At 68.9% G+C, this 25545-nt stretch carries 23 protein-coding genes and 2 pseudogenes; 22 read left to right on the plus strand and 3 right to left on the minus strand.

Annotated elements, in window-relative coordinates:
- Positions 1–68 precede the first annotated feature (68 nt).
- Positions 69–1619, plus strand: a complete 1551-nt coding sequence (ffh, locus tag SLUN_RS28415; RefSeq protein WP_108152835.1) for a signal recognition particle protein — start codon at positions 69–71, stop codon at positions 1617–1619.
- Between the two features lie 303 nt (positions 1620–1922).
- Here ffh and SLUN_RS28420 read toward each other — a convergent pair whose 3' ends face one another.
- A complete protein-coding gene (locus SLUN_RS28420) occupies positions 1923–2909 on the minus strand; it encodes an SAM-dependent methyltransferase (RefSeq protein WP_108152836.1) in 987 nt (328 codons plus the stop codon).
- A 207-nt stretch (positions 2910–3116) separates the two neighbouring features.
- Here SLUN_RS28420 and proS point away from each other — a divergent pair, with 207 nt between their 5' ends.
- The 20 genes and pseudogenes from proS to SLUN_RS28520 all read left to right on the plus strand — a co-directional run bounded on the left by proS (position 3117) and on the right by SLUN_RS28520 (position 21354).
- Positions 3117–4529, plus strand: a complete 1413-nt coding sequence (gene proS / locus SLUN_RS28425; protein ID WP_108152837.1) for a proline--tRNA ligase — start codon at positions 3117–3119, stop codon at positions 4527–4529.
- A gap of 188 nt (positions 4530–4717) precedes the next feature.
- Positions 4718–5347 carry a hypothetical protein gene (locus SLUN_RS28430; protein ID WP_108152838.1) on the plus strand — a complete coding sequence of 210 codons (630 nt, stop codon included), beginning with the start codon at positions 4718–4720 and terminating at the stop codon, positions 5345–5347.
- Between the two features lie 220 nt (positions 5348–5567).
- Positions 5568–6011, plus strand: coding sequence for a 30S ribosomal protein S16 (gene rpsP / locus SLUN_RS28435; RefSeq protein ID WP_108152839.1), 444 nt, complete (start codon positions 5568–5570; stop codon positions 6009–6011).
- Between the two features lie 2 nt (positions 6012–6013).
- Positions 6014–6253: an RNA-binding protein gene (locus tag SLUN_RS28440; protein ID WP_033266910.1), complete on the plus strand. Its 240-nt coding sequence runs from the start codon at positions 6014–6016 to the stop codon at positions 6251–6253.
- Between the two features lie 80 nt (positions 6254–6333).
- Positions 6334–6903, plus strand: coding sequence for a ribosome maturation factor RimM (gene rimM / locus SLUN_RS28445; RefSeq protein ID WP_108152840.1), 570 nt, complete (start codon positions 6334–6336; stop codon positions 6901–6903).
- The gene (gene trmD, locus SLUN_RS28450) at positions 6903–7724 is read left to right on the plus strand and encodes a tRNA (guanosine(37)-N1)-methyltransferase TrmD (protein ID WP_108152841.1); all 822 of its coding nucleotides are present in this window, start codon (positions 6903–6905) and stop codon (positions 7722–7724) included. The genes rimM and trmD overlap by 1 nt, the downstream gene beginning before the upstream one ends.
- Positions 7725–7855: 131 nt before the next feature.
- Positions 7856–8206 (plus strand): 50S ribosomal protein L19, encoded by a 351-nt coding sequence (rplS, locus tag SLUN_RS28455; RefSeq protein WP_108152842.1) that lies wholly within the window; start codon positions 7856–7858, stop codon positions 8204–8206.
- 72 nt (positions 8207–8278) lie between these two features.
- Positions 8279–9061, plus strand: coding sequence for a signal peptidase I (lepB, locus tag SLUN_RS28460; RefSeq protein ID WP_108152843.1), 783 nt, complete (start codon positions 8279–8281; stop codon positions 9059–9061).
- Positions 9054–10158, plus strand: a pseudogene (gene lepB, locus SLUN_RS28465) (signal peptidase I). Before lepB (SLUN_RS28460) ends, lepB (SLUN_RS28465) begins: the two are co-directional and overlap by 8 nt.
- Entirely contained in the window at positions 10106–10987 is an 882-nt protein-coding gene (lepB, locus tag SLUN_RS28470; RefSeq protein ID WP_159100338.1) for a signal peptidase I, read from the plus strand. Before lepB (SLUN_RS28465) ends, lepB (SLUN_RS28470) begins: the two are co-directional and overlap by 53 nt.
- 82 nt (positions 10988–11069) lie before the next feature.
- On the plus strand, positions 11070–11840 hold the full coding sequence (lepB, locus tag SLUN_RS28475; protein WP_108152846.1) for a signal peptidase I: 771 nt from the start codon (positions 11070–11072) through the stop codon (positions 11838–11840).
- Between the two features lie 49 nt (positions 11841–11889).
- Positions 11890–12411, plus strand: a complete 522-nt coding sequence (locus SLUN_RS28480; protein ID WP_108154979.1) for an NUDIX hydrolase — start codon at positions 11890–11892, stop codon at positions 12409–12411.
- A gap of 55 nt (positions 12412–12466) precedes the next feature.
- A complete protein-coding gene (locus SLUN_RS28485) occupies positions 12467–12775 on the plus strand; it encodes a DUF2469 domain-containing protein (protein WP_003965949.1) in 309 nt (102 codons plus the stop codon).
- 84 nt (positions 12776–12859) lie between these two features.
- The gene (locus tag SLUN_RS28490; protein WP_108152847.1) at positions 12860–13222 is read left to right on the plus strand and encodes a YraN family protein; all 363 of its coding nucleotides are present in this window, start codon (positions 12860–12862) and stop codon (positions 13220–13222) included.
- A complete protein-coding gene (locus tag SLUN_RS28495) occupies positions 13222–14838 on the plus strand; it encodes a YifB family Mg chelatase-like AAA ATPase (protein ID WP_108152848.1) in 1617 nt (538 codons plus the stop codon). The genes SLUN_RS28490 and SLUN_RS28495 overlap by 1 nt, the downstream gene beginning before the upstream one ends.
- Positions 14838–15359: pseudogene (locus tag SLUN_RS28500) on the plus strand (DNA-processing protein DprA); the annotation flags it as partial. The gene SLUN_RS28495 and the pseudogene SLUN_RS28500, both read left to right, overlap by 1 nt.
- Positions 15360–15480: 121 nt before the next feature.
- Positions 15481–16869 (plus strand): site-specific integrase, encoded by a 1389-nt coding sequence (locus SLUN_RS40510; RefSeq protein WP_217505637.1) that lies wholly within the window; start codon positions 15481–15483, stop codon positions 16867–16869.
- Positions 16870–16922: 53 nt separating this feature from the next.
- Positions 16923–18767: a hypothetical protein gene (locus SLUN_RS28510; protein ID WP_108152850.1), complete on the plus strand. Its 1845-nt coding sequence runs from the start codon at positions 16923–16925 to the stop codon at positions 18765–18767.
- Positions 18764–20926, plus strand: a complete 2163-nt coding sequence (locus SLUN_RS41560) for a site-specific integrase (protein WP_254710136.1) — start codon at positions 18764–18766, stop codon at positions 20924–20926. The genes SLUN_RS28510 and SLUN_RS41560 overlap by 4 nt, the downstream gene beginning before the upstream one ends.
- Positions 20923–21354, plus strand: a complete 432-nt coding sequence (locus tag SLUN_RS28520; RefSeq protein WP_108152851.1) for a hypothetical protein — start codon at positions 20923–20925, stop codon at positions 21352–21354. The genes SLUN_RS41560 and SLUN_RS28520 overlap by 4 nt, the downstream gene beginning before the upstream one ends.
- Positions 21355–21475: 121 nt before the next feature.
- Here the strand turns inward: SLUN_RS28520 and SLUN_RS41565 are convergent, their stop codons facing one another.
- Positions 21476–22528, minus strand: a complete 1053-nt coding sequence (locus SLUN_RS41565) for a tyrosine-type recombinase/integrase (RefSeq protein WP_257153807.1) — start codon at positions 22526–22528, stop codon at positions 21476–21478.
- Positions 22529–22815: 287 nt separating this feature from the next.
- Here SLUN_RS41565 and SLUN_RS28535 point away from each other — a divergent pair, with 287 nt between their 5' ends.
- Positions 22816–24942 carry an NACHT domain-containing protein gene (locus tag SLUN_RS28535; RefSeq protein ID WP_108152852.1) on the plus strand — a complete coding sequence of 709 codons (2127 nt, stop codon included), beginning with the start codon at positions 22816–22818 and terminating at the stop codon, positions 24940–24942.
- Here SLUN_RS28535 and SLUN_RS28540 read toward each other — a convergent pair.
- On the minus strand, positions 24935–25300 hold the full coding sequence (locus SLUN_RS28540; protein WP_108152853.1) for a lipocalin-like domain-containing protein: 366 nt from the start codon (positions 25298–25300) through the stop codon (positions 24935–24937). The two genes, SLUN_RS28535 and SLUN_RS28540, sit on opposite strands and share 8 nt — an antisense overlap.
- Between the last annotated feature and the right edge of the window lie 245 nt (positions 25301–25545).

Raw genomic sequence — 25545 nt, forward strand, 5'->3', positions numbered from 1 at the left:
CGCGCGCGGCCGGATACTCTGGGGGGCACTGTCCGCCCGCCCCCGACATCTGAGGATCCGCGACCGCCGTGTTCGACACCCTCTCCGACCGCCTTGCCGCGACATTCAAGAACCTCCGGGGCAAGGGCCGCCTGTCCGAGGCGGACATCGACGCCACGGCGCGCGAGATCCGTATCGCGCTCCTCGAAGCGGACGTGGCGCTGCCCGTCGTCCGGGCCTTCATCAAGCAGGTCAAGGAGCGTGCGGCCGGCTCCGAGGTCTCGCAGGCGCTGAACCCCGCCCAGCAGGTCATCAAGATCGTCAACGAGGAGCTCATCGGCATCCTCGGTGGCGAGACCCGGCGCCTCCGCTTCGCCAAGCAGCCGCCGACCGTGATCATGCTCGCGGGCCTGCAGGGTGCCGGTAAGACGACGCTGGCCGGAAAGCTGGGTCTGTGGCTCAAGGGCCAGGGGCACTCTCCGCTGCTCGTCGCGTGTGACCTGCAGCGCCCCAACGCCGTCAACCAGCTCGCCGTGGTCGCCGAGCGCGCGGGCGTCTCGGTGTACGCGCCGGAGCCGGGCAACGGCGTCGGTGACCCGGTCAAGGTCGCCAAGGACTCCATCGAGCACGCCAGGACCAAGCAGTTCGATGTCGTCATCGTCGACACCGCTGGACGCCTCGGAATCGACCAGGAGCTGATGCAGCAGGCCGCGGACATCCGCGACGCCGTCAGCCCCGACGAGATCCTCTTCGTCGTCGACGCGATGATCGGTCAGGACGCGGTCAACACCGCGGAGGCCTTCCGCGACGGCGTCGGCTTCGACGGCGTCGTGCTGTCGAAGCTCGACGGAGACGCCCGCGGTGGTGCCGCGCTCTCCGTCGCGCATGTCACAGGCCGCCAGGTCATGTTCGCGTCGAACGGCGAGAAGCTGGACGACTTCGACACGTTCCACCCGGACCGCATGGCGTCCCGCATCCTCGGCATGGGCGACATGCTCAGCCTGATCGAGAAGGCCGAGCAGACCTTCAGCCAGGAAGAGGCCGCCAAAATGGCCTCCAAGCTGGCGAGCAGCCAGGGCAAGGACTTCACGCTCGACGACTTCCTGGCGCAGATGGAGCAGGTCAGGAAGATGGGCTCCATCTCCAAGCTGCTCGGGATGCTGCCCGGCATGGGGCAGATCAAGGACCAGATCAACAACATCGACGAGCGGGACGTGGACCGTACCGCCGCGATCATCAAGTCGATGACCCCGGCCGAGCGCCACGACCCGACGATCATCAACGGTTCGCGCCGGGCGCGCGTCGCCAAGGGCTCCGGCGTCGAGGTCAGCGCGGTGAAGAGCCTGGTGGAGCGGTTCTTCGAGGCCCGCAAGATGATGTCGAAGATGGCGCAGGGCGGCGGCATGCCGGGGATGCCCGGGATGCCGGGCATGGGTGGCGGCCCCGGCCGTCAGAAGAAGCAGGTCAAGCAGGCCAAGGGCAAGCGCAAGAGCGGCAACCCGATGAAGCGCAAGGCCGACGAGCAGGCGGCCGCGGCGCGTCGCGAGCAGGCGGGGCAGGGCGGGGCGTTCGGACTGCCGGCCGGCGAGGCGGGCAAGGACTTCGAGCTGCCCGACGAGTTCAAGAAGTTCATGGACTGACGCCTGCGCTGGAGTGCACTGAGGGCCCGCGGCCGGACCGGCCGCGGGCCCTTCCGCGTTCCTGCGACCGAGGCACTCGTGCTCCTGCGGCTCCTGCCGCTCCGGCTGCGAGCCTTCGGCTGGCGACGCATCTGGATCCGTCGGTGGCAGCGCGTGAGGGCGCCCTGTCCCTCCGGCGGGGCAGCGGCCCGCACCGCCGCGGCGCGAAGCTGCCGCCTCCGGGGGCCGGGGCTTGCCCCGGTCGTGGAAGGGCGGGAGGAAGGGCCCGCGGCACCCGCACCCGCACCCCACCGCCCCCAAGCCTCAGCGCGTACGCGCGATCAGGTACCGGAACACGTTCGGCATCCAGACCGTCCCGTCCCGCCGCCGGTACGGATGCAGCGCCTCCGTGATCTCCTTCTCCACCTGCGACTGGTCCGTCGCCCGCACCGCCGCCGCGTACAGCCCCGTCGACAGCAGCCCCCGCACCGCGCTCTCCATGTCCGCGTAGCCGAACGGGCACGCCACCCGCCCCGAGCCGTCCGGCTTCAGGCCTGCCTGGGCCGCGACGTCCTCGAGGTCGTCCCGCAGCGCCGGACGCCAGCCGCCGGCCGAGCGCAGGCGCTCGGTCAGCCGGCCCGCCAGCCGCAGCACCCCGGACGTGGCGCAGCGCTCCGGCGGGCCCCAGCCCGTGAGCACTACCGCGCTGCCGCGGTCCGAGCGCGCGACGGCCGCCTCCAGCGCAGGACCGAGCCCCTCGGAGTCACCCGCCACGCAGCCGATCGGCTGAAACGCCGTGATCAGGTTGTACGCCGGCCGAGTGGGATCCACATCGGCCGCGGCCAGGGCATCCGCGTCCAGCAGCTCGGCGACCCCCGGGCCGCCGCCACCGCTCCCAATGTCCTGAGCCGCAGCCGCAGCCGCAGCCGCAGCCGCAGCCGGAGCCGGAGCCGCAGCCGGAGCCGGAGCCGCAGCCGGAGCCGCAGCCGTCGCCGGGGCTGCCGCCGCGGCCGAACCCATCCGCTCCCGCGCCAGCGCCAGCCGCTCGCGGTCCGAATCCGCCCCGGTCACCCTCGCCCCGCGCGACGCCGCGATCAGCAGCGCAAGACCCGAGCCACAGCCGAGGCCCAGCAGACGCGTCCCGGAGCCGACCTCCAGGCGCTCGTAGACCGCCTCGTACAGCGGTACCAGCATCCGTTCCTGGATCTCGGCCCAGTCCCGGGCACGCGCACACGCCTCCGCCGAGGACGCTGATGTCGACGCGGCCGCCGACATCGCGTGGGTCCGGTGCTGGACGAGCGTTGGTGTCATCGAAAGCGCCCCAATCGCCAAGAGGTCAGCCGAGCCCTGAAGGACAGCCCCCGTGTGCGTACGCCTGCGCCCCCCCGTATGCCAGAGAACTCCGCATGCGTCCTCACGTCCAGGGGTCGTATGGCAATGCTTGTGTACCCCGTGCGTGCGCCCCCGCCGTGCTGGCCGATTCACGCTCAGCACCCGTGTCGCCGTACGATCTGCGCCATGGCAAAGGCACCCGTTCTCACGCCCCAGGCGGAAGATTTCCCGCGCTGGTACCAGGACCTGATCAACAAGGCCGAACTGGCGGACAACGGTCCGGTGCGCGGCACCATGGTCATCCGACCGTACGGATACGGCCTGTGGGAGCGGATGCAGCAGGAGATGGACGCCCGCATCAAGGACGCGGGTGCCCAGAACGCCTACTTTCCGCTCTTCATCCCCCAGTCTTACCTGACACGGGAAGCTGAGCACGTCGAGGGCTTCGCGCCCGAGCTCGCGGTCGTCACTCACGGTGGCGGCAAGGAGCTCGACGAGCCCGTCGTCGTACGCCCCACCTCCGAGACAATCATCAATGACTACTTCTCGAAGTGGATCCAGAGCTACCGCGATCTGCCGCTCCTGATCAACCAGTGGGCGAACGTGGTCCGTTGGGAGATGCGCCCGCGCGTCTTCCTCCGTACGACTGAATTCCTCTGGCAGGAGGGCCACACCGCCCACGCCACCTACGAGGACGCCCGCGACTACGCCGCCTACATCCACAAAGAGGTGTACGCGGACTTCATGATCAACGTGCTCGGCATCGATGTGGTGCTCGGCCGCAAGACCCCCAGGGAGCGGTTCGCGGGCGCCATCAACACCCTCACGCTCGAAGGCATGATGGGCGACGGCAAGGCCCTCCAGATGGGTACGAGCCACGAGCTCGGCACCAACTTCTCCAAGGCCTTCAACACCACGTATCTGTCGAAGGACGGCAAGCAGGAGCTGGCCTGGCAGACCTCCTGGGGCTCCTCCACCCGGATGGTCGGCGGCCTGATCATGTCGCACGGCGACGACAACGGACTGCGCGTCCCGCCCCGCCTCGCGGCCGTCCAGGTCGTGGTCATGGCGATCAAGGGCGACGAAGCGGTCGCCAAGGTCCGTGAGATCGGCGACCAGTTGAAGGCCGCGGGCCTGCGCGTCCAGGTCGACGACCGCACCGACACCCCGTTCGGCCGCCGCGCGGTCGACTGGGAGCTCAAGGGCGTACCGGTACGGATCGAGGTCGGCCCGCGCGACCTGGAGGCGGGCACCGCGATGCTGGCCCGCCGCATCCCCGGCGGCAAGGAGCCGGTGCGGATCGAGGCGCTGGCCGAGCTGCTGCCCAAGGTCCTCGAGGAGGACCAGGCGCAGCTGCTGAAGGAGTCGCGCGACCGCCGCGAGTCGCGGACCAGCGAGGTCGCGACGATCGAGGAGGCCGCCGAGGCAGCGGCAGCCGGCGGCTGGGCCCGTATTCCGTGGGCGACGCTGGGCCAGGAGGGCGAGGCCAGGCTCGCCGAGCAGTCCGTGTCCGTACGGTGTCTGGTCGCCGAGGACGGGTCGGTGCCGGACGCCGACGACGCCCCGGGTACTGTCGCGATCGTGGCCCGCGCCTACTGACGCGCACGCGCCCGGCGAGGCAACTGATGCCCCGGCGTGCGGACTTCGTCCACGCGCTGGGGCGTACGCCGCTACGTACCACCTTGGTGTGAGCTGTGCAGCTTCTCCGCAGATCAACGCACACGTCCTCGTCACGACGCATCAATGGCAACTGACGGGTACGTGCAAATTATTTGGGATGCCCCGGAATGGAACCCGCGAGCGTCTCGGCTCGTTATCACGACGTGAGCACGACACCACCTGTTCTCGCCGCAGAGCTGGCACAGGCGTGGGCCGATATTCAGCGGCACCACCCCGAGCTGCCGGATCTTGCCGCGCCCGAGTCCCTGATCGGAGAGTCCTCGTCCGCCTGCGGCGCCGAGCTCTCCTTCGAGCGACTGCTCCACGAGGCAGTCCACGGCATCGCCGCCGCCAGAGGTGTCCGCGACACCTCACGCGCCGGCCGCTACCACAACCGCAGATTCCTCGCGATCGCCGAGGAGATGGGCCTGGATCATGTCGATGAGCCGCATCCCAGCAGCGGCTTCTCGCTGGTCGCGCTCAATCCCGAGGCGAAGCGGCGGTACCGCCCCACGATCGAGAGACTCCAGCGCGCCCTCAGGGCGCACACGGTCGCCACGTCCGCCGACAGCAAGCGCACCTTCCGCGGACCGGCCGCCCGCCACGGGTCCTCCGGCGGCGGGGTGCGGGTCAAGGCCGTCTGTGACTGCGGCCGCAATGTCCGCGTCGTCCCCTCGGTCCTCGCTCAGGCGCCGATCGTCTGCGGCGGCTGCGGGAAGCCCTTCCGTATCCCGGAGGTAGTCGGCGCGGCCGGCTGACCGCGTCCACCCGCCGGATCGCGCCGCCGACGGGGGCGGTGCGATACCGGCCAGGTGAGAGTGCGCCGCAGGTGTGTGGCACAATGGCTAGCTGTACTCGACAGCCGCACAGGAACCCTCTCGCCTCCGGCTGACGCGTCCATCGGGCACTCCGAGTACCGCAACCCCACGTGGCATCTCGTTGTGCCCAACCACGTCAAGACCAGGAGACACCACTTCCGTGGCAGTCAAGATCAAGCTGAAGCGTCTGGGCAAGATCCGTTCGCCTCACTACCGCATCGTCGTCGCCGACTCCCGTACCCGCCGTGATGGCCGGGCCATCGAGGAGATCGGCCTGTACCACCCGGTGCAGAACCCCTCGCGCATCGAGGTCAACTCCGAGCGTGCGCTGTACTGGCTGTCCGTCGGCGCCCAGCCGACCGAGCCCGTCATGGCGATTCTGAAGCTCACCGGTGACTGGCAGAAGCACAAGGGCCTGCCGGCCCCGGCGCCGCTGCTCGTCGCCGAGCCGAAGGCCGACAAGCGCGCCGCGTTCGACGCCTTCGCGAAGGCGATCGAGGAGGGCGAGCCGAAGGGTGAGGCCATCACCCCGAAGGCGAAGAAGGCCGACAAGAAGGCGGACGAGGCTGCTGAGGCCCCGTCCACCGAGTCGACCGAGGCCTGAGCATGCTCGAGGAGGCTCTCGAGCACCTCGTGAAGGGCATCGTCGACAACCCGGACGATGTGCAAGTGGCCTCGCGCACTCTGCGCCGCGGTCGCGTGCTCGAGGTCCGGGTACACCCCGACGATCTCGGTAAGGTGATCGGCCGCAATGGCCGCACCGCACGCGCCCTGCGCACCGTCGTGGGCGCCATCGGTGGCCGTGGTATCCGCGTCGACCTCGTCGACGTGGACCAGGTTCACTGACATACGCAGCACCGGCACGGGCCGGGGAGGGCCTTCTGGCCGTCCCCGGCCCGTCGTCGTCTGACAGGAGAGAGTGCCAAGTGCAGTTGGTAGTCGCGCGGATCGGCCGCGCCCACGGGATCAAGGGCGAGGTCACCGTCGAGGTGCGTACGGACGAGCCGGAGCTGCGGCTCGGGCCCGGCGCCGTACTGGCGACCGACCCGGCTTCCGCCGGACCACTGACCATCGAGATCGGCCGGGTGCACAGCGGCCGGCTGCTGCTGCGTTTCGAGGGCGTACGGGACCGTACGGCCGCCGAAGCCCTGCGCAACACCCTGCTGATCGCAGAGGTGGACCCGGCGGAGCACCCGGAGGATCCGGACGAGTTCTACGACCACCAGCTGATGGACCTCGATGTGGTCCTCGCCGACGGTACGGAGATCGGCCGGATCACCGATATCAGCCATCTGCCCTCGCAGGACCTGTTCATCGTGGAGCGGCCCGACGGCCGCGAGGTGATGATCCCCTTCGTCGAGGAGATCGTGACCGAGATCGATCTGGAGAAGCAGCGCGCCGTCATCGCCCCGCCGCCCGGGCTGATCGACGAGAGCGAGGCTGCCCGCGACGAAGTCGCTGATGGACACAGTGCCTCCGGCCGGGACGAGAACTGATGCGGCTCGACGTCGTCACGATCTTCCCCGAGTACCTGGAACCGCTGAATGTCTCGCTCGTCGGCAAGGCACGCGCGCGTGGGCAGCTGGATGTCCGGGTGCACGATCTGCGCCGGTGGACGTACGACCGGCACAACACCGTCGATGACACCCCGTACGGCGGTGGCCCCGGCATGGTCATGAAGACCGAGCCCTGGGGCGACGCCCTGGACGACGCGCTGGCGAGCGGCTACGAGGAGGGCGCGCACGGCCCGGTACTGGTCGTCCCCACCCCCAGCGGCCGCCCGTTCAACCAGGAGCTCGCCGTCGAGCTCTCCGAGCGGCCGTGGCTGATTTTCACGCCCGCCCGCTACGAAGGCATCGACCGCCGGGTCATCGACGAGTACGCGACACGGATGCCGGTCCACGAGGTCTCCATCGGGGACTACGTGCTGGCCGGCGGCGAGGCTGCCGTACTGGTGATCACCGAGGCCGTGGCCCGGCTGTTGCCCGGCGTCCTCGGCAACGCCGAATCGCACCGGGACGACTCCTTCGCACCCGGCGCGATGGCCGATCTGCTGGAGGGACCCGTCTACACCAAGCCCCCCGAGTGGCGCGGGCGCGGCATTCCGGATGTGCTCATCAGCGGGCACCACGGCAAGATCGCGCGCTGGCGGCGGGACGAGGCGCTGCGTCGTACGGCCCTCAACAGGCCCGATTTGATCGAGCGTTGCGAGGCGTCCGCCTTCGACAAGAAGGACCGGGAGATCCTCTCGATCCTGGGCTGGTCACCGGAGCCCGGCGGCCGATTTTGGCGCAGGCCCGAGGCCGTGGAAGAATAGGCCGCTGCTGTGCGTCCGGTCGGCGCCCCTGCCACAGGGGGAACGACGCCCACTCGACGCGGACAGCACCCTGACTCTCATCTCGATCATTCCGCTGATGACCTGTGGCATCGGCGAGGAAGCAGACCACCATGGCTCACCTGCTCGACAACGTCAACGCGGCTTCGCTGCGCAGCGACGTCCCCGCCTTCCGCCCCGGCGACACCGTGAACGTCCACGTTCGCGTCATCGAGGGCAACCGCTCGCGTATCCAGCAGTTCAAGGGCGTTGTCATCCGCCGCCAGGGCGCGGGCGTCAGCGAGACCTTCACGGTCCGCAAGGTCTCCTTCTCCGTCGGCGTCGAGCGCACCTTCCCGGTGCACAGCCCGATCTTCGAGAAGATCGAGCTCATCACCCGCGGTGACGTCCGTCGCGCCAAGCTGTACTTCCTTCGCGAGCTGCGCGGCAAGCGCGCGAAGATCAAGGAGAAGCGCGACAACTGAGCTTCGGCTCACAGTCGTACGCGGCTTTGGATTAAGGACAGTCACAGGCCCGCCGGATAGGCTCTGGGCCCGATGGACACCGAAGCGAAGCACACGGAGCGCGACCGCTCTTCCGCCCCCGAGACCGGGGAAGAGGGAGAGGGGTCGCGCTTCGCGCGTTCGTCACGCCCCTCACGAGGGCTGTCCTGGCGTACGGCGGGGCTGCTCGGCGTCATCTGCACGGTCGTCGTGCTCCTGTTCAGCCACTTCGTTCTGCAGCCCTTCCAGATCCCCAGCAGCTCCATGGAGCCCACCCTGCAGGTCGGTGACCGGGTGCTGGTGAACAAGCTGGCGTACCGTTTCAGCTCGGTGCCCGAGCGCGGGGACGTGGTCGTCTTCGACGGCACGGGATCCTTCGTGCAGGAGGGCGTGCGGGAGAACCCGGTCAGCGCGCTGACGCGCGGGGCGCTCGCCGCCCTGGGGCTGGCCGAGCCCGCCGAGACCGACTTTGTCAAGCGCGTGGTGGGGGTTGGCGGAGACCATGTGGTCTGCTGCGACAGAGGGGGCAGGGTCGAGGTGAACGGCGTACCGGTCGACGAGAGATATCTGCACCCCGACGACGTCCCCTCCGAGGTTCCCTTCGACATCGTCGTCCCGCAGGGCACCCTGTGGGTCATGGGGGACCACCGGAGCAACTCCCGTGACTCCCGTGACCATCTCGGGGAGCCCGGCGGCGGCATGGTGCCCGTCGACAAGGTGATCGGGCGGGCGGACTGGATCGGCTGGCCCATCGGCCGCTGGACCTCGCTGGAGCGGCCCGGCACCTTCTCCGGCGTACCGGACCCGGGACGAATGCCGGGCGGCGCCCATGGGTAACCGTGGGCGTCGCGCGAGCCACCGGGCCGACACCCGGCTGCCGACCGGGACACGGCCGACGAACGGCACCAGGACGCTGCCGGGCCGTGCGGAGCGGCGCAGGCTGGCGCAGAAGGTGAAGCGCAAGCGCCGCCGTTCGGCGGTGAAGGAGATACCCCTCCTGATAACCGTGGCGCTGATGATCGCCCTGGTTCTCAAGACGTTTCTGGTGCAGGCGTTTGTGATCCCGTCGGGCTCGATGGAGCAGACGATCCGGATCCAGGACCGCGTGCTCGTGGACAAACTCACCCCGTGGTTCGGCTCGAAGCCGCAGCGCGGTGATGTCGTCGTCTTCAAGGACCCCGGCGGCTGGCTCAAGCAGGAGAAGGCTCCCGCGAAGGACGATCCGGTCGTTGTCAAGCAGGTGAAACAGGGTCTGACCTTCATCGGGCTGCTGCCGTCGGACGACGAGCAGGACCTGATCAAGCGCGTGGTCGCGGTCGGCGGGGACACCGTGAAGTGCTGCGACAAGGACGGGCGGGTGACCGTCAACGGCGTACCGCTCATCGAGCCCTATCTGAACCCCGGGAACGTTCCCTCGACGCTGAAGTTCGAGGTGAAGGTGCCGGCCGGGCGGATCTTCGTGATGGGTGACCACCGGGCCAACTCGGCCGACTCGCGCTTCCATCTCGACGAGAAGGACCGCGGCACGGTTTCCGAGGACGAGGTCGTGGGGCGTGCGGTCGTCATCGCCTGGCCGATCGGCCACTGGCGGAAGCTGGAAGAGCCGGAGACGTACGCATCCGTCCCGAACGCGCGTGCCGGGGAGACCGCGGCGCTCGGCCGGTCGAATAGTGTGTCCTCTCAGGATCAGAACGGAATGATCCTGCTCCCGAGCCCTGCGGAACTCCCGCTCGTTATGGGAGTGGTGGGCCTGCTCCGATTCCGGGGCAGGCGGTTCGCACGGAGTGAGGAGTGGATGTGGGGGATGTTGCGCTCGGCGCACGATCCGGACACGACGAGCCCGAGGAGAGGCCCGGGAAGCCCGTCGAGTCACCCGCGGCCTTGACGGACGAATCGGCCGGTGTGCCCGGGCCGGCGGGGACGCCGGGCAGTGATGGCTCCGATGGTTCCTGGGGAGCTGAGGGCGGGTCCTCCGAGGGCAGTGGTACGGGACAGAAGAAGCAGCGATCCTTCTGGAAGGAACTGCCGCTCCTGATCGGTATCGCGCTGCTTCTCGCGCTCCTGATCAAGACCTTCCTGGTGCAGGCGTTCTCGATCCCCTCGGACTCGATGCAGAACACCCTGCAGCGGGGCGACCGGGTGCTGGTCGACAAGCTCACCCCGTGGTTCGGCTCGGAGCCCGAGCGGGGCGAGGTCGTGGTCTTCCACGACCCGGGCGGCTGGCTGGACGGTGAGCCCACCCCCGACCCGAACGCCGTGCAGAAGTTCCTCAGCTTCATCGGCCTGATGCCGTCCGCCGAGGAGAAGGACCTGATCAAGCGCACGATCGCGATCGCCGGCGACACGGTGGAGTGCAAGAAGGGCGGCCCGGTCAAGGTCAACGGCAAGGCGCTCGTCGAGCCGTACATCTACCCCGGTGACACCCCCTGCGACGACCAGCCCTTCGGTCCGTTCAAGGTGCCCAAGGACCGGATCTGGGTGATGGGCGACCACCGTCAGAACTCCCAGGACTCCCGCTACCACATGGAAGATGTGAACGGCGGCTTCGTCCCGGTCGACAAGGTTGTCGGACGCGCTGTCGTGGTCGCCTGGCCGATCAACCGCTGGGCCACCCTGCCGGTGCCCGACACCTTCGACCAGGCCGGGATCAACGCCGCTGCCGCCGCCCTCCCGGCCGCGCCCGCGGCGATGGGCCTCGCGGGTGCCCTGCCGATCGTGCTCTGGCGCAGGAGGAGGCTGACCGGCGGGCGTACCGCCGGGTAGGGTGCCGTCCCAGATCGCCGATCCCAGAGGATCGAACGTGACGACTCTCGGGGACCGAATCTCCGAAGTGGGGAGCGCTGGGATGAGCGGAACAGGACGTACGGAAGACGGCCACGGCCGGCTCGGCAATGCACTGTCGGGTCTGGCCGTGGCCGTCGGCTGTGTGCTCTTCCTCGGAGGCTTCATCTGGGGAGCCGTGGTGTACCAGCCGTACACCGTGCCGACCGACTCGATGTCACCGTCCATCGCGGCGGGGGACCGGGTGCTGGCGCAGCGGATCGACGGCGAAAAGGTACGGCGCGGGGACATCGTGGTCTTCCGTGACAAGCAGTGGGGCGATATGCCGATGGTGAAGCGCGTCGTCGGCGTGGGCGGCGACGCGATCGCCTGCTGCGGCGACGGCGGCAAGCTCACCGTCAACGGCAAGGCCATCGAGGAACCGTATCTGCGTACCGAGGGGCCCGCGTCGAACACCTTCACGGCGACGGTGCCCACGGGGCAGCTGTTCCTCCTGGGTGACGAGCGCATGGGCTCGCTGGACTCCCGCAGCCACCTCCAGGACCCGGGGCACGGGTCGGTGCCGCGATCGGCGGTGACGGCCCGGCTGGACGCCGTGGCCTGGCCGCTGGACGGCGGTCTGCTGGACCGGCCGCAGGGATTCGAGGCGCTGCCGGGCGGGGTGTCACAGCTGGGGCCGGTGAAGCTGGTGGTCGGTTCGATCGTGATCGGGGCTGTGCTGATCCTGGGCGGAGCCGCGTACGGTCCGATCGCGCGGCGACTTTCCAGGCCGCGTCGCGGGGCCTCGGGCAGCGGAGGCGGCAGCCGCGGGAAGGCGACCGCGGGTGTCGGCTGAGCCGGTGCCGGGTGAGTCGGCGCCCGGTGAGTCGGTGCCGGGTGACTCGGTGGCGGCCGAGTCGGTGGCGGCTGGGGAGCGGGCGCTCGGCGAGCTGCGGAAGGTCGCCCGGGTCGTCCTGCTCGACCCGCAGGACCGCATTCTGCTGATGCACGGGTACGAGCCCGAGGACCCGGCCGACCGCTGGTGGTTCACGCCGGGCGGCGGCCTGGAGGGCGACGAGACCCGGGAAGAGGCCGCGCTGCGCGAGCTGGCCGAGGAGACCGGGATCACAGAGGTGGAGCTGGGGCCGGTGCTGTGGCGGCGGACGTGTTCGTTCCCGTTCGACGGCCGCCGCTGGGACCAGGACGAGTGGTACTTCCTGGCACGTACCTCGCAGACGGCGACCGCCCCGTGCGGGCTGACGGAGCTTGAGCAGCGCAGCGTCGCGGGGCTGAGGTGGTGGACGTCCGCCGAACTGTCGGCGGCGCGTGAGACGGTGTATCCGACCAGGCTCGCCGCGCTGCTGCGTACGCTGCTCGACGAGGGTCCTCCGGGCGCGCCGGTGGTCCTGGCCCCCGAAATCGTCTAGGGGCGCAGCGGACCGGCGCACAATAGGGGGACGTAAGGCTGAAGGGGAACATGCCATGAGCGCCGAGGACCTCGAGAAGTACGAGACCGAGATGGAGCTGAAGCTCTACCGGGAGTACCGAGATGTCGTCGGGCTGTTCAAATATGTGATCGAGACCGAGCGCCGTTTCTACCTCACCAATGACTACGAGATGCAGGTGCACTCGGTACAGGGCGAGGTCTTCTTCGAAGTCTCGATGGCGGACGCCTGGGTCTGGGACATGTACCGACCGGCCAGATTCGTCAAGCAGGTGCGGGTGCTCACGTTCAAGGACGTGAATATCGAGGAGCTCAACAAGAGCGATCTCGAGCTTCCGGGTGGCTGAGTTATCCACAATCGGTGAGCTGTCCACCAAGATCCACTAGTGGGGGGCGGAGGCGTCACAGTCGGTGCCGGAGGTGGTGCCGATATGAACGCAACGGGGGCACTGGGGCGGTACGGCGAGGATCTGGCGGCACGGCTGCTGGCCGAGGCCGGTATGACGCTGCTGGCGCGGAACTGGCGCTGCGGGCGGGCCGGTGAGATCGACATCGTGGCCCGGGACGGCGACGTGGTGGTCGTCTGCGAGGTCAAGACCCGCAGGGCGGGCCTGTTCGAGCATCCGATGGCCGCGGTCACGCCCACGAAGGCGGACCGGCTGAGACGGCTCGCCGAGTGCTGGCTCGACCGGCACGGCGGTTCGCCGCCGGGCGGGGTGCGCATCGACCTCGTGGGGGTGGTGCTGCCCAGGCGGGGCGCACCGCTCGTCGAGCATGCGCGGGGGGTGGCCTGATGGGGTTCGCCCGTGCGTGTTCGGTGGCGCTGGTGGGCGTCGAGGGCGTGGTGGTCGAGGTCCAGGCCGACCTGGAGCCGGGTGTGGCCGCGTTCACGCTGGTGGGGCTGCCGGACAAGAGCCTGGTGGAGAGCCGGGACCGGGTCAGGGCGGCGGTGGTGAACTCCGGGGCGGAGTGGCCGCAGAAGAAGCTCACGGTGGGGCTCAGCCCGGCGTCCGTGCCCAAGGGCGGCAGCGGTTTCGATCTCGCTGTGGCCATGGCGGTGCTCGGCGCGGCCGAGCGCATCGACCCCAAGGCCATCGCCGATCTGGTGCTGATCGGGGAGCTCGGCCTGGACGGCCGGGTGCGGCCGGTGCGCGGGGTGCTGCCGGCCGTCCTCGCGGCCGCCGAGGCGGGCTACCGGCAGGTGGTCGTCCCCGAACAGACCGCGGGGGAGGCCTCGTTGGTGCCGGGTGTTTCGGTGCTCGGCGTCCGCAGCCTGCGGCAGCTCATCGCCGTACTGACAGATGAACCGGTGCCCGAGGAGGAGGCCGTCCCGGAGGGCAGCCCGGACCCCATGCTGGCCGGGCTGATGGTGCCCGGCGCGGGGGTGGGTACCGGGCTGGCGATGACGCCGGTGGAAGGGCCCGACCTGGCCGACGTCGCCGGGCAGCGCGCGGCGCGCAAGGCGCTGGAGGTCGCGGCGGCGGGCGGCCACCATCTGCTGCTGCACGGTCCGCCCGGCGCGGGCAAGACGATGCTGGCGGAGCGGCTGTCAGGGGTGCTGCCACCACTGACCAGGCGGGAGTCCCTTGAGGTCACAGCCGTCCACTCGGTGGCGGGCATCCTGCCGCCGGGCGAACCCCTGGTGCGTACGCCGCCGTACTGCGCGCCGCACCACTCGGCGACTATGCAGTCGCTCGTCGGCGGCGGAACCGGGCTGCCGAGGCCGGGGGCGGTGTCCCTGGCGCACCGAGGCGTGCTGTTCCTGGACGAGACCCCCGAATTCTCGGGCAAGGCGCTGGACGCTCTGCGGCAGCCGCTCGAATCCGGGCATGTGGTGGTGGCCCGGAGCGCGGGTGTGGTGAGGCTGCCCGCCCGCTTTCTGATGGTCCTCGCGGCCAACCCCTGTCCCTGCGGACGGCACACCCTTCACGGGGCGGGGTGCGAGTGCCCGCCGTCGGCGGTCCGCCGCTATCAGGCGCGGCTGTCGGGACCGCTGCTCGACCGGGTCGATCTGCGGGTCGGGGTGGAGCCGGTGGACCGCAGCGACCTGCTGGGGCGGGGCGGACGCGGCGAGTCGACGGCAGCCGTGGCGGCACGGGTCCGGGAAGCCAGGGAGCGTGCCGCGGCCCGGCTGGAGGGCACCCCCTGGAGGGTCAACAGCGAAGTGCCCGGCCATGAGCTGCGTACGCGCTGGCTCGTGGCGCCCGGGGCGCTGTCCGCCGCCGAGCGGGACATGGAGCGTGGTCTGCTCACCGCCCGTGGCCTGGACCGGGTGCTGCGGGTGGCGTGGACGGTCGCGGACCTCGCCGGGCGGGACAGGCCGCAGGCGCACGACGTCGACCTGGCCCTTCAGCTGCGTACGGGGATCTCGCGGGGTGTGCCCGTGACGCTCGGCGGAGGAGGGCGGTGATGCCGGGAGCGGGATCAGGGGCGGGACCAGGGCCCGGAGTGGAGTCAGGTGCGGGGGACGAGGAGCGGGTTGCGCGGGCCGCGTTGACGCGGGTGATCGAGCCGGGGGACGAGTGCGGCGGGCGGTGGCTGCGCGAGTTCGGGGCCAGGGAGCTCTTGGCGCGACTCGCCTCGCCGGAGTACGAGGAGCCGGCGCTGCCCGGCGCCACGGCGCGCCGACTCGCGGGTTACCGGATGCGGGCGGCTGCGGCCGACCCGGACCGGGATCTGGCGGCGGTCGCCGCGGTCGGAGGCCGCTTCATCTGTCCCGGCGAGCAGGAGTGGCCCACCCAGCTCGACGATCTCGGTGACGGCAGACCCATTGGGCTCTGGGTGCGGGGGCAGGCCGACCTGCGGAAATGGGCGCTGCGATCCGTCGCGGTGGTCGGAGCGAGGGCCTGCACGCCGTACGGGGCGCATATGGCGGCCAGTCTCGGCTCCGGGCTCGCGGAGCGCGGCTGGGTCGTGGTGTCGGGCGCCGCCGGCGTTCTGTATCCAGTGACCGTTGTTGCTGAGGCTCGTTGTCACCCCTGTGATCGAGATCGAGTCGAGCGCCCGGTGCTGGCAGCTCCATAGGTACGTTCCGCGCCGTTCGGCGGATGCCGTGGCCGAGCTACTCGAGGAGGTCCTGCCGGGTTGTGCTGCTCGGACGGGGAACCCGGACGTACGCGACGGGCAGCGCTTCGTGATCGGTCCCTACGGACGGTCCGATCTGCGGGTGAACTCGTGCCTGGGCTCGTCGAAGTGGCGGCGACTGGCCTGGCGCACGCAGCGCGATTACTCGTACTCGCTGATGGTGTGGCTGAACTACCTGCTCACGATCGGTGTGAACTGGTGGGACGCCGACGACGAGGTGGCGTCCGAGTTCCTGTTCTGGCGTGTCACGGATCCTGCGAACGAAGACGCGGTGGAGACAGGGACCTTCGCCCGGGATCTCGCAGGGCTGAAGAAGTTCTACAAATTGGCCGCGCGCTTCGGAATCGTTGACCCGTTCGCGGACATGGATGCGCCGCGCATCGTCCGTCACGCGGACGTCAAGTGGCTCGACCCCGGCGGATACGCCCGATGGGTTGACCTGGGAATCCGGGGCTTCGATCTCCACGGCCGGCCGGATCCGTGGTGGAAGGGCCGCAACGACCAGCGGGACCGGGCGTTCTGCGACGGTCTCTACGGTAACGGCCTGCGGGTCTCGGAGTGGGCCAGCGTGGTGCTGCCCGAGCTACCCGCCTACGACCGTCGGCGGGGCTTCTTCACCTGCGAGCTCGCCGATGCCTGCGCGAAGGGCGGCTACGGACACAAGTACTGGATGCCGAGATCAGCCCTGCGCGGGGTGCTGGGTTATGTCGAAGTCGCCAGGGCGGCCGCGGTCCGGCGGGCTCAGGCTGCAGGCCGCTACGAGCGGATCGCCAACCGGCGCATCGTGCTGGCCACCCACGGCACGCATTCGGTGACCATGTCCTCGGCCGACGGCGGTTCCCAGAAGGAGAAGTGGAACGACGTCGGGCCGCAGACCCGGATGCTTCTGTTCCGCCGGACCTCCCAGGGCCTGGAGCCGGTGGCCCTCTGGTTGAACGAGGACGGCCTGCCGCGCGACATCGGCGGTTGGGAGCACACCTTCGACGTCGCGAACGAGCGGATCGAATCGCTCGGACTGGAGAACTTCAGCTGCACCGCCCACATGCTGCGGCACAGCTTCGCGCTGAGGTGGTACGCGGTCGGCAAGCTGATCAAGTACGCACGCCTGGGGCACCTGACGGACGACGAACAGCGCGACTTCCGCGAGGAGGTCGGCAACACCTGGCACCTGGTCCAGACGATGCTCGGGCACCGCAGCGTCGAGACGACAAAAACCGTCTACCTCGAGCCCTTCCAGACGCTGGAGGTGGAAGCGCTGCTGGCCCACGCCGACGGCTTCCCGGTCACGTCGTTCATGGCCGACGTGTTCGCCGAGCATCCGTGGGTCCGCACCGATCCGCTGGCGGTGGCCCGGTGAGCCGGGGACGGCGGGCTGCCCTGCCGACCGGGACCAGGACCCGGCATGGACTGATGACGGCCGAGGACGGCCGCCGGATCGTCCGGTGCTACAGCCAGGACGGCGAGGACCGCGTCGACTTCGACGTGTCGGCTCTGACCATTCCCGAGGCCCTGCGCGAGCCGCTGATCGCGGCTTTGGTCGCCCGCACCGCGCCTGGAGCGGGGCTGACTTCCCAGCACTCCTTCAAGAAGTCCCACCAGGCCTTGGTGGCGTTCGACCGCTACCTCATGGCCCTGGAAGTCGTCCCGCAGAGTGCGGCTGAGGTCGCCCCCGGGCACTTCGACGGGTTCTACGACCACCGCAAGGCCGAGGGCATCAAGACCGCCTCGAACGAACTGGCAGATCTGCGCCTGCTGCTGCTTCAAACAGCGGGTACCAGCGACGCTCTGGCGGGCCGACTCGCCGGGGCCCTGCCGGCCCGCCACGAGGGCGAGCCCGCCCACAGCTACAGCCGGACCGAGTTGAAGAGGATCGCGCAGGCCGCGCGGACGTCCTTGCGCTCGGCGGAGACGCGCATCCGCGGCAACCGCGAGGTGCTGGAGACGTTCCGCGCGGGGGACCTCGACGTCAGCGCCGATGTCCACCTGCGGCGCCGCCTCCAGATCCTTGACCATCTGGACCGTGTCGGTGACGTTCCCCGCCGGATGCGCAAAGCCGGCGGAGTGATCTCCTACGCCCCCGAAACCTGGGTGATGTCGAAGGGCAAGCTCAAGGACGTCGTTGGGTGGCTCTATCTGACCCCGGAGGAAATCGCCGCCGTCGCCGTGCTGTTCGGCGTCATGACGGGCCAGAACCCGGAGCCGATCTTGAAGATGACAGCCGCCCACCACCGGGCGGACGGCGGGGTCGGACCCGGCACCGCGATTGTTGGCCTGCGCAAGCCGCGTCGCCAGAGCCGGGCCTACATGGACCTGGCGCTGACCGAGGTCCCGGACTGGATCAGCATCCCGGAACAACCTGATCAGCTGCCCACGCGGGACATCCTGCACACACCCTTTGGTCTCTACGTCCTGATCCACGACCTGACCGCACGGGCCCGGCACTTCGCCGGCGGCAACCGCCTCCTGGTCACCTACATGTCCTCCGGCGGCGGCCCGGGCGCTGCCAAGGGCCGGGGTTGGCGCCCGATTCGGACGGACGGAGCGCTGATCAGCAGCCTCGGCAGAGTCTGGAACCTGCCCTCGGACGAGGTGGACAAGGAGGGCCGGCCGCTGCCGCTGCGGCCGTTGCGGCTGGAGACGCTGCGGATGACCTACATCGAGCTCCACCAGAAGCCCGTAGCCCACACGCAGCGGACAGCGACCCGCTACCTGGTCCGCAACCGCGGCAACATCAACGAATACCGCACGGTCGTCGCCCAGGCGCTGACCGCCGAGGTCGCCAAGGCACGAGCCCGGTCCAAGATCACCACGATGACCGCTGAGCAGGTGGCCCAGGCTCAGGAGAACGTCGAAGAGGCTGCCGCTGAGATGGGCTTGGAGCCGGTGGTGCTCAAGCGGATGCTCGCGGGGGAGCTGGACACGGTGCTGGGGGCCTGCGCCGACAACAACAACGGCTCCTACAACCCGGGGGAGCCCTGCCGGGCCTCGTTCCTGCTCTGCCTGGACTGCGAATGCGCCAGGGCCCTGCCCTGGCACCTTCCGCTGCAGATTGTCGTCCACGACCGGCTCGCCGAGCGGCGCGAGCAGATGGGCCCGCTGCAATGGGCCGAGCGTTTCGCCGGCCCGCACGCACAGCTGGCTGACTTGCTGGACCAGGCGGACGACACGGCCGTCGAGGATGCCCGCAGATCTGCCGGGCCCGCCGAGCACAAGCTCGCGGACCGCCTGCTGAACAGGGAGCTCGACATCCGATGACATCTCCCGCCCCGATCATGCTCGGCGAGCCGGACGGGCTTCCCGAAGGACTCCCAGAAGGCACCATCTGGCCGGGCCCGGACACGCTCGTGCTGATGAACCGCCAGATCAGGAGTGACGTCGATACGGCTCGGCTGTCGCGCTTCGCCGACAACCGCTGGGACCTCAACCCCGGGATCTTCGAGGACCATGCACGGTCCCAGTCCCTGAACTTCGAGGTCGTCCCCGATTCGTTGCGGCTGGCCACGAAGTTCTATGTCTGGCAGTTGATCAACCACCCGGAGGCCCGCACCATGCGGCGCTCGGTGACGGGCCGCACGGCACTGCACACGATCGAGATCTTCTTCTACGGTTCCCTGCAGCACGTCCTGAAGTGGTTCGCGGGCCAGGGGATCACCGAGTTCTGCCAGGTCACCCACGACATCCTTTGGAACTACCTGGACGCGCTTGACGGGGACGACGTCGCCATCCACAAGCGCTACCGCCGCATCACCGAAGTCCGGCGGCTGTGGATCCACCGCAGCATTCTGCCGTTCTACCTGCGGCTTCCCGAGGCGCCCCCCTGGGACGGCGAAGACACCCAGGACCTGCTCGAACGAACCCGCGGCGACCGGGAGAACCGCACGAAGCGGATCAGCGAGCACACCATGCAGGCCCTGCTGCGGTGGGCCATTCGCTTCCTGGAGGACTTCAGCGAGGACATCCTGGCCTCCTGGGACGAATACCAGACCCTGCTGGCGCGGCGCCCAGAGCGCATGCGGGGCAAACGGCGCCGACGCCAGTCCGGCGAGCTTCAGGCCGACGTCACCGCCTACCTCGCCAGGCTCCGCAGCCGGGGCGAGAGCCTGCCCGGCACCCGACGTGACGACGGCACCCTGGATCTGGCCTGGCGCCACATCGCGGCGCTGCTGAACTGTGCGGGCTCGTTCCAGGTCACGGCGTCCGGACGCATGATCATGGAATCCGGACTGCCCGTCGGTGAGGACATCTACCTCGACACCCCTGCCACCGCCCAGCTGGACGGGCACCCCTGGCATCCACGGATCACGTTCGACCAGGCCCCGCGGCTGGCCCGGCTGCTGAGCACAGCCTGCTTCATCATCGTCGCCTACCTCTCGGGCGCCCGCGTCGGAGAGGTCCTCAACCTGCGGCGGGGCTGCGTCAACTTCGACAAGGACACGAGCCTGTGGTTCATCGAGGGGCTCTACTTCAAGGGCGCCGAGGGCGAGGACGGCAACAAGATCCCGGAAGGCACCCTCCGCGAAGACCCCTGGGTGGTCATCGAGCTCGTCTCCCGGGCCGTTGCGGTCCTTGAGCGACTGCACGAGAGTCACCTGCTCTTCCCGAACCGGCTCAAGCCGATCAAGCAAACGCCCGGCAAGGAACCGAAACGCCGCGGTGAAGCCCGCTCAGACCGGATCATCGCCGAGGATCTGGCCAAGTTCGCCGCCTGGGTCAACGAGCGCTGCCAGCAGCTTGGCCGCAAGGATCACATTCCCGCCGACGCCGCCGGACCGATCGCAGCCAGCCGTTTCCGGCGGACGCTGGCCTGGTTCATCCGGCGCAAGCCCCGCGGCCTGATCGCCGCATCCATTCAATACGGACATGCCTACACCCAAATGCTCCAGGGCTACGCCGGCTCCTACGAGGCCGGATTCCTGGACGACTACGCATTCGAGGACTGGCTTTTCCGCATGGAAGGCATCGCCGAAGACGAACAACGACTCCTCGCAGGCGAGCACGTCAGCGGACCTGCCGCCGACGCCTACCGCTACCGCGTCCAGGCGGCCAGCCGCGAGTTCGCCGGCCGCGTCCTGAACAGCGAACGGCATGCCCGCGACATGCTCGGCAACCCACTCCTGCAGATCCACCACGGCGAGGGCATGACCTGCGTCCTCAACCCCGCCGTCGCGGCCTGCCAGCTCAGAGGCTCGGCGGACGACTCCATGGTCACCCCCGACACCGACGACTGCCGCCCCCGCTGCCAGTGCCTCGCCCGCACCGACCGAGACATCGAGGTCATCCAAGAACGCGTGGAAGAGCTCGCCGGGATCGTCACGGACCCCCTCGCCCCACCCATCCGTCACGCGCGCGAGCAGCACGAACTCGACCGGCTCCGCGCAATCATCGAAGATCATCAGCGCGGAGCCCAGGAATGACCGTCCTCCCTCTCGACGGCGAGGGCGACCCAGTCCGCCGCGAGATCATCGCCGCCATCAACCGCCTCCTCGCCGGCACCCCGCACCGATCCAACGGACGCCTGAACGTCACCCAGCTGGCGATTGAGGCCGACGTCAAACGCTGGCACCTCACCCACCAGCACACCGACCTCAAGGATCGGTTTCAGGCCGAGGCCGCAGCGGCAGAGGGCAAGCGGAAAGCGGCAGCCCAGTCCGCTGACGCCTTTGAAAACCTGAAGCGCGAGCACGCTGAGCTCCGCCAGTACTGCCGTCAGCTCGAGAGCCGCCTGGAGATTTATGCGACGGCCCTCAACCAGCTCGCGCTGGAATACGCAGCCCTGTCGGGGCGCGATGCCGACGCTGCCAAGGTCAGGACACTGCCACGACGTCGCCAGCCCTTGCCCTGAACAGGGACACAGAGGGACACATTCACGGTATGGGGACTGGCCAGTCGAAGATCGAGATCAGGCTCGAAGTGGGGTGTCGCCGAGGTGAGCCCAGAAGCCGCCAATAGTTGATCTTGAGGCGTCAGTGCTTCCGTCGGGCGGCGAGGTCGCGCTCCGCGACGTGCCGGGCGACCGCGTCGACGCCGGGGCGGGCGTACCGCTCCAGGGAGCGGACGGAGGCGTGGCGGGAGCGGGCCAGCAGCATCGGGGTGGAGGTGCCGCCTTCCGCGTCGTGCGTGAGCGCACTGTGGCGGAGCCGGTGCAGGGTCCAGCCGTCCAGGTCCTCGATGTCCCAGGGTGAGGCGAGCGGGTTGGCCAGCAGCCGGGTGTTCTCCTCGAAGATCTCCTCAGCCCGGCGGTAGGAGAGCCGCGCTCGGCTGGTCTCCGGGCACATGTCGAGCGTCGCTGTCGCGGCAGGGGCCTTGCGGCCGGTCAGGAACAGCGGTCCGCGAGTGCGGCGGGCGATCAGGCGGGGCAGCAGCTGGGCGGTGCCGGACTGCCAGTGAATCCACTCGGTCGCCCCGCCCTTGGCGGTGATCCTGCCGCGCTTGTCCGCCGGGTACAGGTCCTCCACGTTCAGGCACAGCACCTCATCGGCCCGCGCGGCGGACTCATATAGCATCTTCCAGAACGTCTTCTCCCTGAGTCCGATGTCCAGGCGCCACAGAGCGGCGATCTGGTTCTCGGAGAGGGCCTTGGTGCGGTCCGGTGGCGCCGGGCGCCGCTCGATGCCGATCGTCGGATCGCATTCGATCCAGCCCTGGCGCTGCCACCAGCCGATCGCCTTGCGCGCGATGGACAGCTCCCGGTTGACGGTGTCGGCGTCCATCTCATCCGCCCGGGCCGCCGCGAGTTCGGCCAGCACTTCGGGCAGCGCCGGGTCGTCGATCGCGGCGGCGGGGAAGACGGGCGGCTTCGCGCCCCGGCGGGCCGGTCCGGTCGGCGCGGGTTCGCCGGCGAACATCCATCCCCACGTCGTCAGTGAGATCCGGTAGATCCGCGCGGAGGACTTGGCGATGCCCGCGCCGGTGAGGTACCGCTCGACCGCCGCGGTGTACGACGACGGCGGGGCGGACAAGGGCACCACGCGGGCGCGCGGCAGCCGAAGCGCGCCCCCGCCCCCGGGTTCGGTCACTGGTTCGATCGTCACGCCCGTCCCGCCCTCTCGGCGCTGCCGCAGTAAATGCGTACACCTCACCCCGGCGGCCGGAATCGCCCGCCGCAGGTCGCGGTGATCACGGTAGAGGGTCCGCCGCAGTAAATCCGGTATTTACTGCGGCAAGTGGCTCTCCTGGTGGCTAACAGAATGTGCGTACCGCGCTAGGACCGCCCGTCTGTGCCGTTTCTGTCACGGTCTGGCCGTCCGGCCTATCCGTTGTCGGGCGCTCTGAACACACTTCAGCCATGACTCGGAGGCGTTGGATGGGGCTGGCTGAGCTCGTCGCTGGGCTGGGCATGCTGGGCGCGAGCGGCTGGGCGGTCGTACAACTGTGGAGGGGGAACCAGAACCCGGGCGACACGTCCTCGATCATGGCGCTGGTGTATGCGGCGGTTGGCCTCCCGATCGCGCTGGCTGGCTTGAAGGCGGCCTGGCCGCAGCCGGACGACGCGCTCGAACTCGCCGAGAAGGCGGCTGGCACGCTGGCGGGAAAGGTCAGGAAGACCGAAGGGCGGCAGCTGCGTGCTCTGGTTGGGGGTGACCAAGAACGGCTCACGCTTACTTTCACCCGTCGTCCCTACGACAGGGCCCGTGGCGAAGGCCCGGAACAGGGACAGTTGAAGGGGAACGGCCCTTCGGCGGGCCCCGACTACCCCGACATCGCCACCTACTACCAGTCATGCACGAAGCCCCGCCTCGTCATCACAGGCGCTCCTGGCGCTGGTAAGACGGTGCTGTCAGTGGAGTTGGTGCGGGAACTCATCAAGCGGCGCAAGCCGGATGGACCCGTGCCCGTGCGGGTCTCACTGGCCGAATGGGACACCAAGGTCCCGTTGGAGAAGCTCCTGATCGACCATGTGATCAAGGCTGGTATTTCCGAGGAACGTGCGACCTGGATCTTGGAGCATCAGCTTGTGCTTCCGGTCTTGGACGGACTGGACGAAATGGACCCGGGCCTCACCGACGGGGACGGCAATCCTGTGCGTGGCCCGGATGGGAGGCAGCTGCCGGACCCTCAGGCACCTCGCGCTTTGGCCGCGTTGAAAGTCCTCAATGAATACGGGGCCGTGGTGGCTGAGCAACCCCTGATTCTGATGTGCCGCACCGACCACTACAACGGCCTGCCCGTGACCGAGCGTCTGTGTCACGCGGTCGGCATCGACATCGACCCCATCAGCTATGTCCAGATCCAAGCCCACCTGACTGTGCTATTCGAGCACGACCCGCGTTGGCGGGCTTTCCTCGACGCCCTGCCGGCGAGGTGGTCCGATCCGCAGTACGGTGCTGTGCTGCGTGAGACGCTGACCACACCCTGGTGGCTCTTCCTGGTCAAAACGGTCTACGACAGGAGCGGCGACCCTTCGGAGCTCTTCACCTGCACCACGACACAGGCGCTGAGGGACCGCCTTCTGTCTCTGTTCATCCCGGCTGTCGTGGACTCGGGAGCGACGCGGTATGACGCCGAGAGAGTGAGGCGCTGGCTCAGCACGATCGCCTGCCACCTGCAGAACCGGCCCGTTGCTGTTGAGCGTATCCACCAACATCAGCTATGGCCGATCGCCGGCGAGCACCACGTGCGCTACCTGGATGCCGCGGCGGCTGGTCTCCTCTTCCTGCTTCTCCTGCTACCCGTTCCCCTCCTCACTGGAATTTGGAGTCCTGAACTGATCGGTTTGATCAGCCTTGGCGCTGTGCTGATGGCATGGAAAGCGGCTGGGCAGGCAGGCGACTTCCCTCCCTGTGTGCCCTGGGGGCGGGTGTTCTCCGAGGCGACCCTGTTGCTTCTGATCACGGGACTGCCCCCTGCTTTCGTCCTTGCCGCGCTGGGTGGCCTCGTCTCCCTTCCGGCGGCCTTGCTGTTCTCCGGAATCGGATGGGATTGGTTCGTCACTTTCATTCCGACCTTAATTATTTTCTGGTCGGTTTGGATGGGGACCATAATCCTCGAAGGCTCCGGTATCAGCCAGGCATTTACCAGCATGTATCCGACCGACGTCAATACGGCGGTGAGGTGGCGCTACGTATTCCGGGGTGATCTCCTCATCGGGTGCTTGATGTTTATCGCCGCCGGGATTTCCACGATGACCGCATGGTGGGTGATGTCGTTCTCAAACACGCTTACGATCACCTCAGTGCCCGGCCTCGATATCGCAGCCGTCGGCCTGCTGGCCGTATCTGCGCGCTGGGTGATGGTGTTCGGCGGCGGTCGAAGGCACTTGGTATTCCTGCTGTGTCTCCAGGGTCAACTTCCCCGAAGGCTCGGGCGGTTTCTCAAGTGGTCACACCAGGTCGGCCTGCTCCGCACGTCCGGCGGCGCCTACCAGTTCCGCCACCGCGAGTTCCAGCAGTGGCTCGCGGCCACGTCCCCAGCAGGACACGGGATCACCTGAAGGGAACGTAACTCTCACCGTCGAGATACAGGTAGCCGCCCTGTCCGATGCCCCACTGGAACGTGAGCGGCGCTCCCCCGTCTGGATACATCGTCAACTGGTTCCCGCTGACCGCGAAGCGGCCCGTAATGCGCACGCCGCGGATGTCCTGGCTGAATGAACCGTCCTCACGGAAGCTGTAGACGGAAGACTTGAAGCCATCGGAACTGCCGCCGCTCCAGTCTCCGATCAGCGCGGCCGGTATGCCCTGACCCTGGTCGTCCGAGCCGCCGCACGAAGCAGCGGACCCGCCTGATGTGTCACCTGCCCCGCCGTCGCCCCCGCCGCAGCCGCCAAGGGTAAGCAGGACACAGAGCACAGTCGCAGGTACCACTGCGAGTCGAGCTAACTTCACGGATCCTCCAAGCCCGCAACACACCGTTCACTCTCAGCGTCCGCCCGCAAACCGACTCACCACATCGAAACGTTGCAACTGACATAAATCGATTAAATCTGATCGATCCGAAGGAATACGTCAGCCCAGCGCATCCGACGAAGACCAGGGGCGCATCGCTTCCGACCGGCTCCGTCAGGGGCGCGCGCCAGCGTGCGACGCGCTACTGC

Source organism: Streptomyces lunaelactis (assembly GCF_003054555.1).
Taxonomy (GTDB): domain Bacteria; phylum Actinomycetota; class Actinomycetes; order Streptomycetales; family Streptomycetaceae; genus Streptomyces; species Streptomyces lunaelactis.

Coding starts and splice junctions, on each gene's coding strand:
- SLUN_RS28485 (WP_003965949.1), top strand. CDS start 12,467: ATGAGCGCCGAGGACCTCGAGAAGTACGAGACCGAGATGGAGCTGAAG.
- lepB (WP_108152846.1), top strand. CDS start 11,070: ATGAGCGGAACAGGACGTACGGAAGACGGCCACGGCCGGCTCGGCAAT.
- proS (WP_108152837.1), top strand. CDS start 3,117: ATGGCAAAGGCACCCGTTCTCACGCCCCAGGCGGAAGATTTCCCGCGC.
- SLUN_RS28510 (WP_108152850.1), top strand. CDS start 16,923: ATGACGGCCGAGGACGGCCGCCGGATCGTCCGGTGCTACAGCCAGGAC.
- SLUN_RS28490 (WP_108152847.1), top strand. CDS start 12,860: ATGAACGCAACGGGGGCACTGGGGCGGTACGGCGAGGATCTGGCGGCA.
- SLUN_RS28420 (WP_108152836.1), bottom strand. CDS start 2,909: ATGACACCAACGCTCGTCCAGCACCGGACCCACGCGATGTCGGCGGCC.
- SLUN_RS28520 (WP_108152851.1), top strand. CDS start 20,923: ATGACCGTCCTCCCTCTCGACGGCGAGGGCGACCCAGTCCGCCGCGAG.
- SLUN_RS28495 (WP_108152848.1), top strand. CDS start 13,222: ATGGGGTTCGCCCGTGCGTGTTCGGTGGCGCTGGTGGGCGTCGAGGGC.
- trmD (WP_108152841.1), top strand. CDS start 6,903: ATGCGGCTCGACGTCGTCACGATCTTCCCCGAGTACCTGGAACCGCTG.
- rplS (WP_108152842.1), top strand. CDS start 7,856: ATGGCTCACCTGCTCGACAACGTCAACGCGGCTTCGCTGCGCAGCGAC.
- SLUN_RS28440 (WP_033266910.1), top strand. CDS start 6,014: ATGCTCGAGGAGGCTCTCGAGCACCTCGTGAAGGGCATCGTCGACAAC.
- SLUN_RS28430 (WP_108152838.1), top strand. CDS start 4,718: ATGGAACCCGCGAGCGTCTCGGCTCGTTATCACGACGTGAGCACGACA.
- SLUN_RS41560 (WP_254710136.1), top strand. CDS start 18,764: ATGACATCTCCCGCCCCGATCATGCTCGGCGAGCCGGACGGGCTTCCC.
- lepB (WP_108152843.1), top strand. CDS start 8,279: ATGGACACCGAAGCGAAGCACACGGAGCGCGACCGCTCTTCCGCCCCC.
- SLUN_RS28535 (WP_108152852.1), top strand. CDS start 22,816: ATGGGGCTGGCTGAGCTCGTCGCTGGGCTGGGCATGCTGGGCGCGAGC.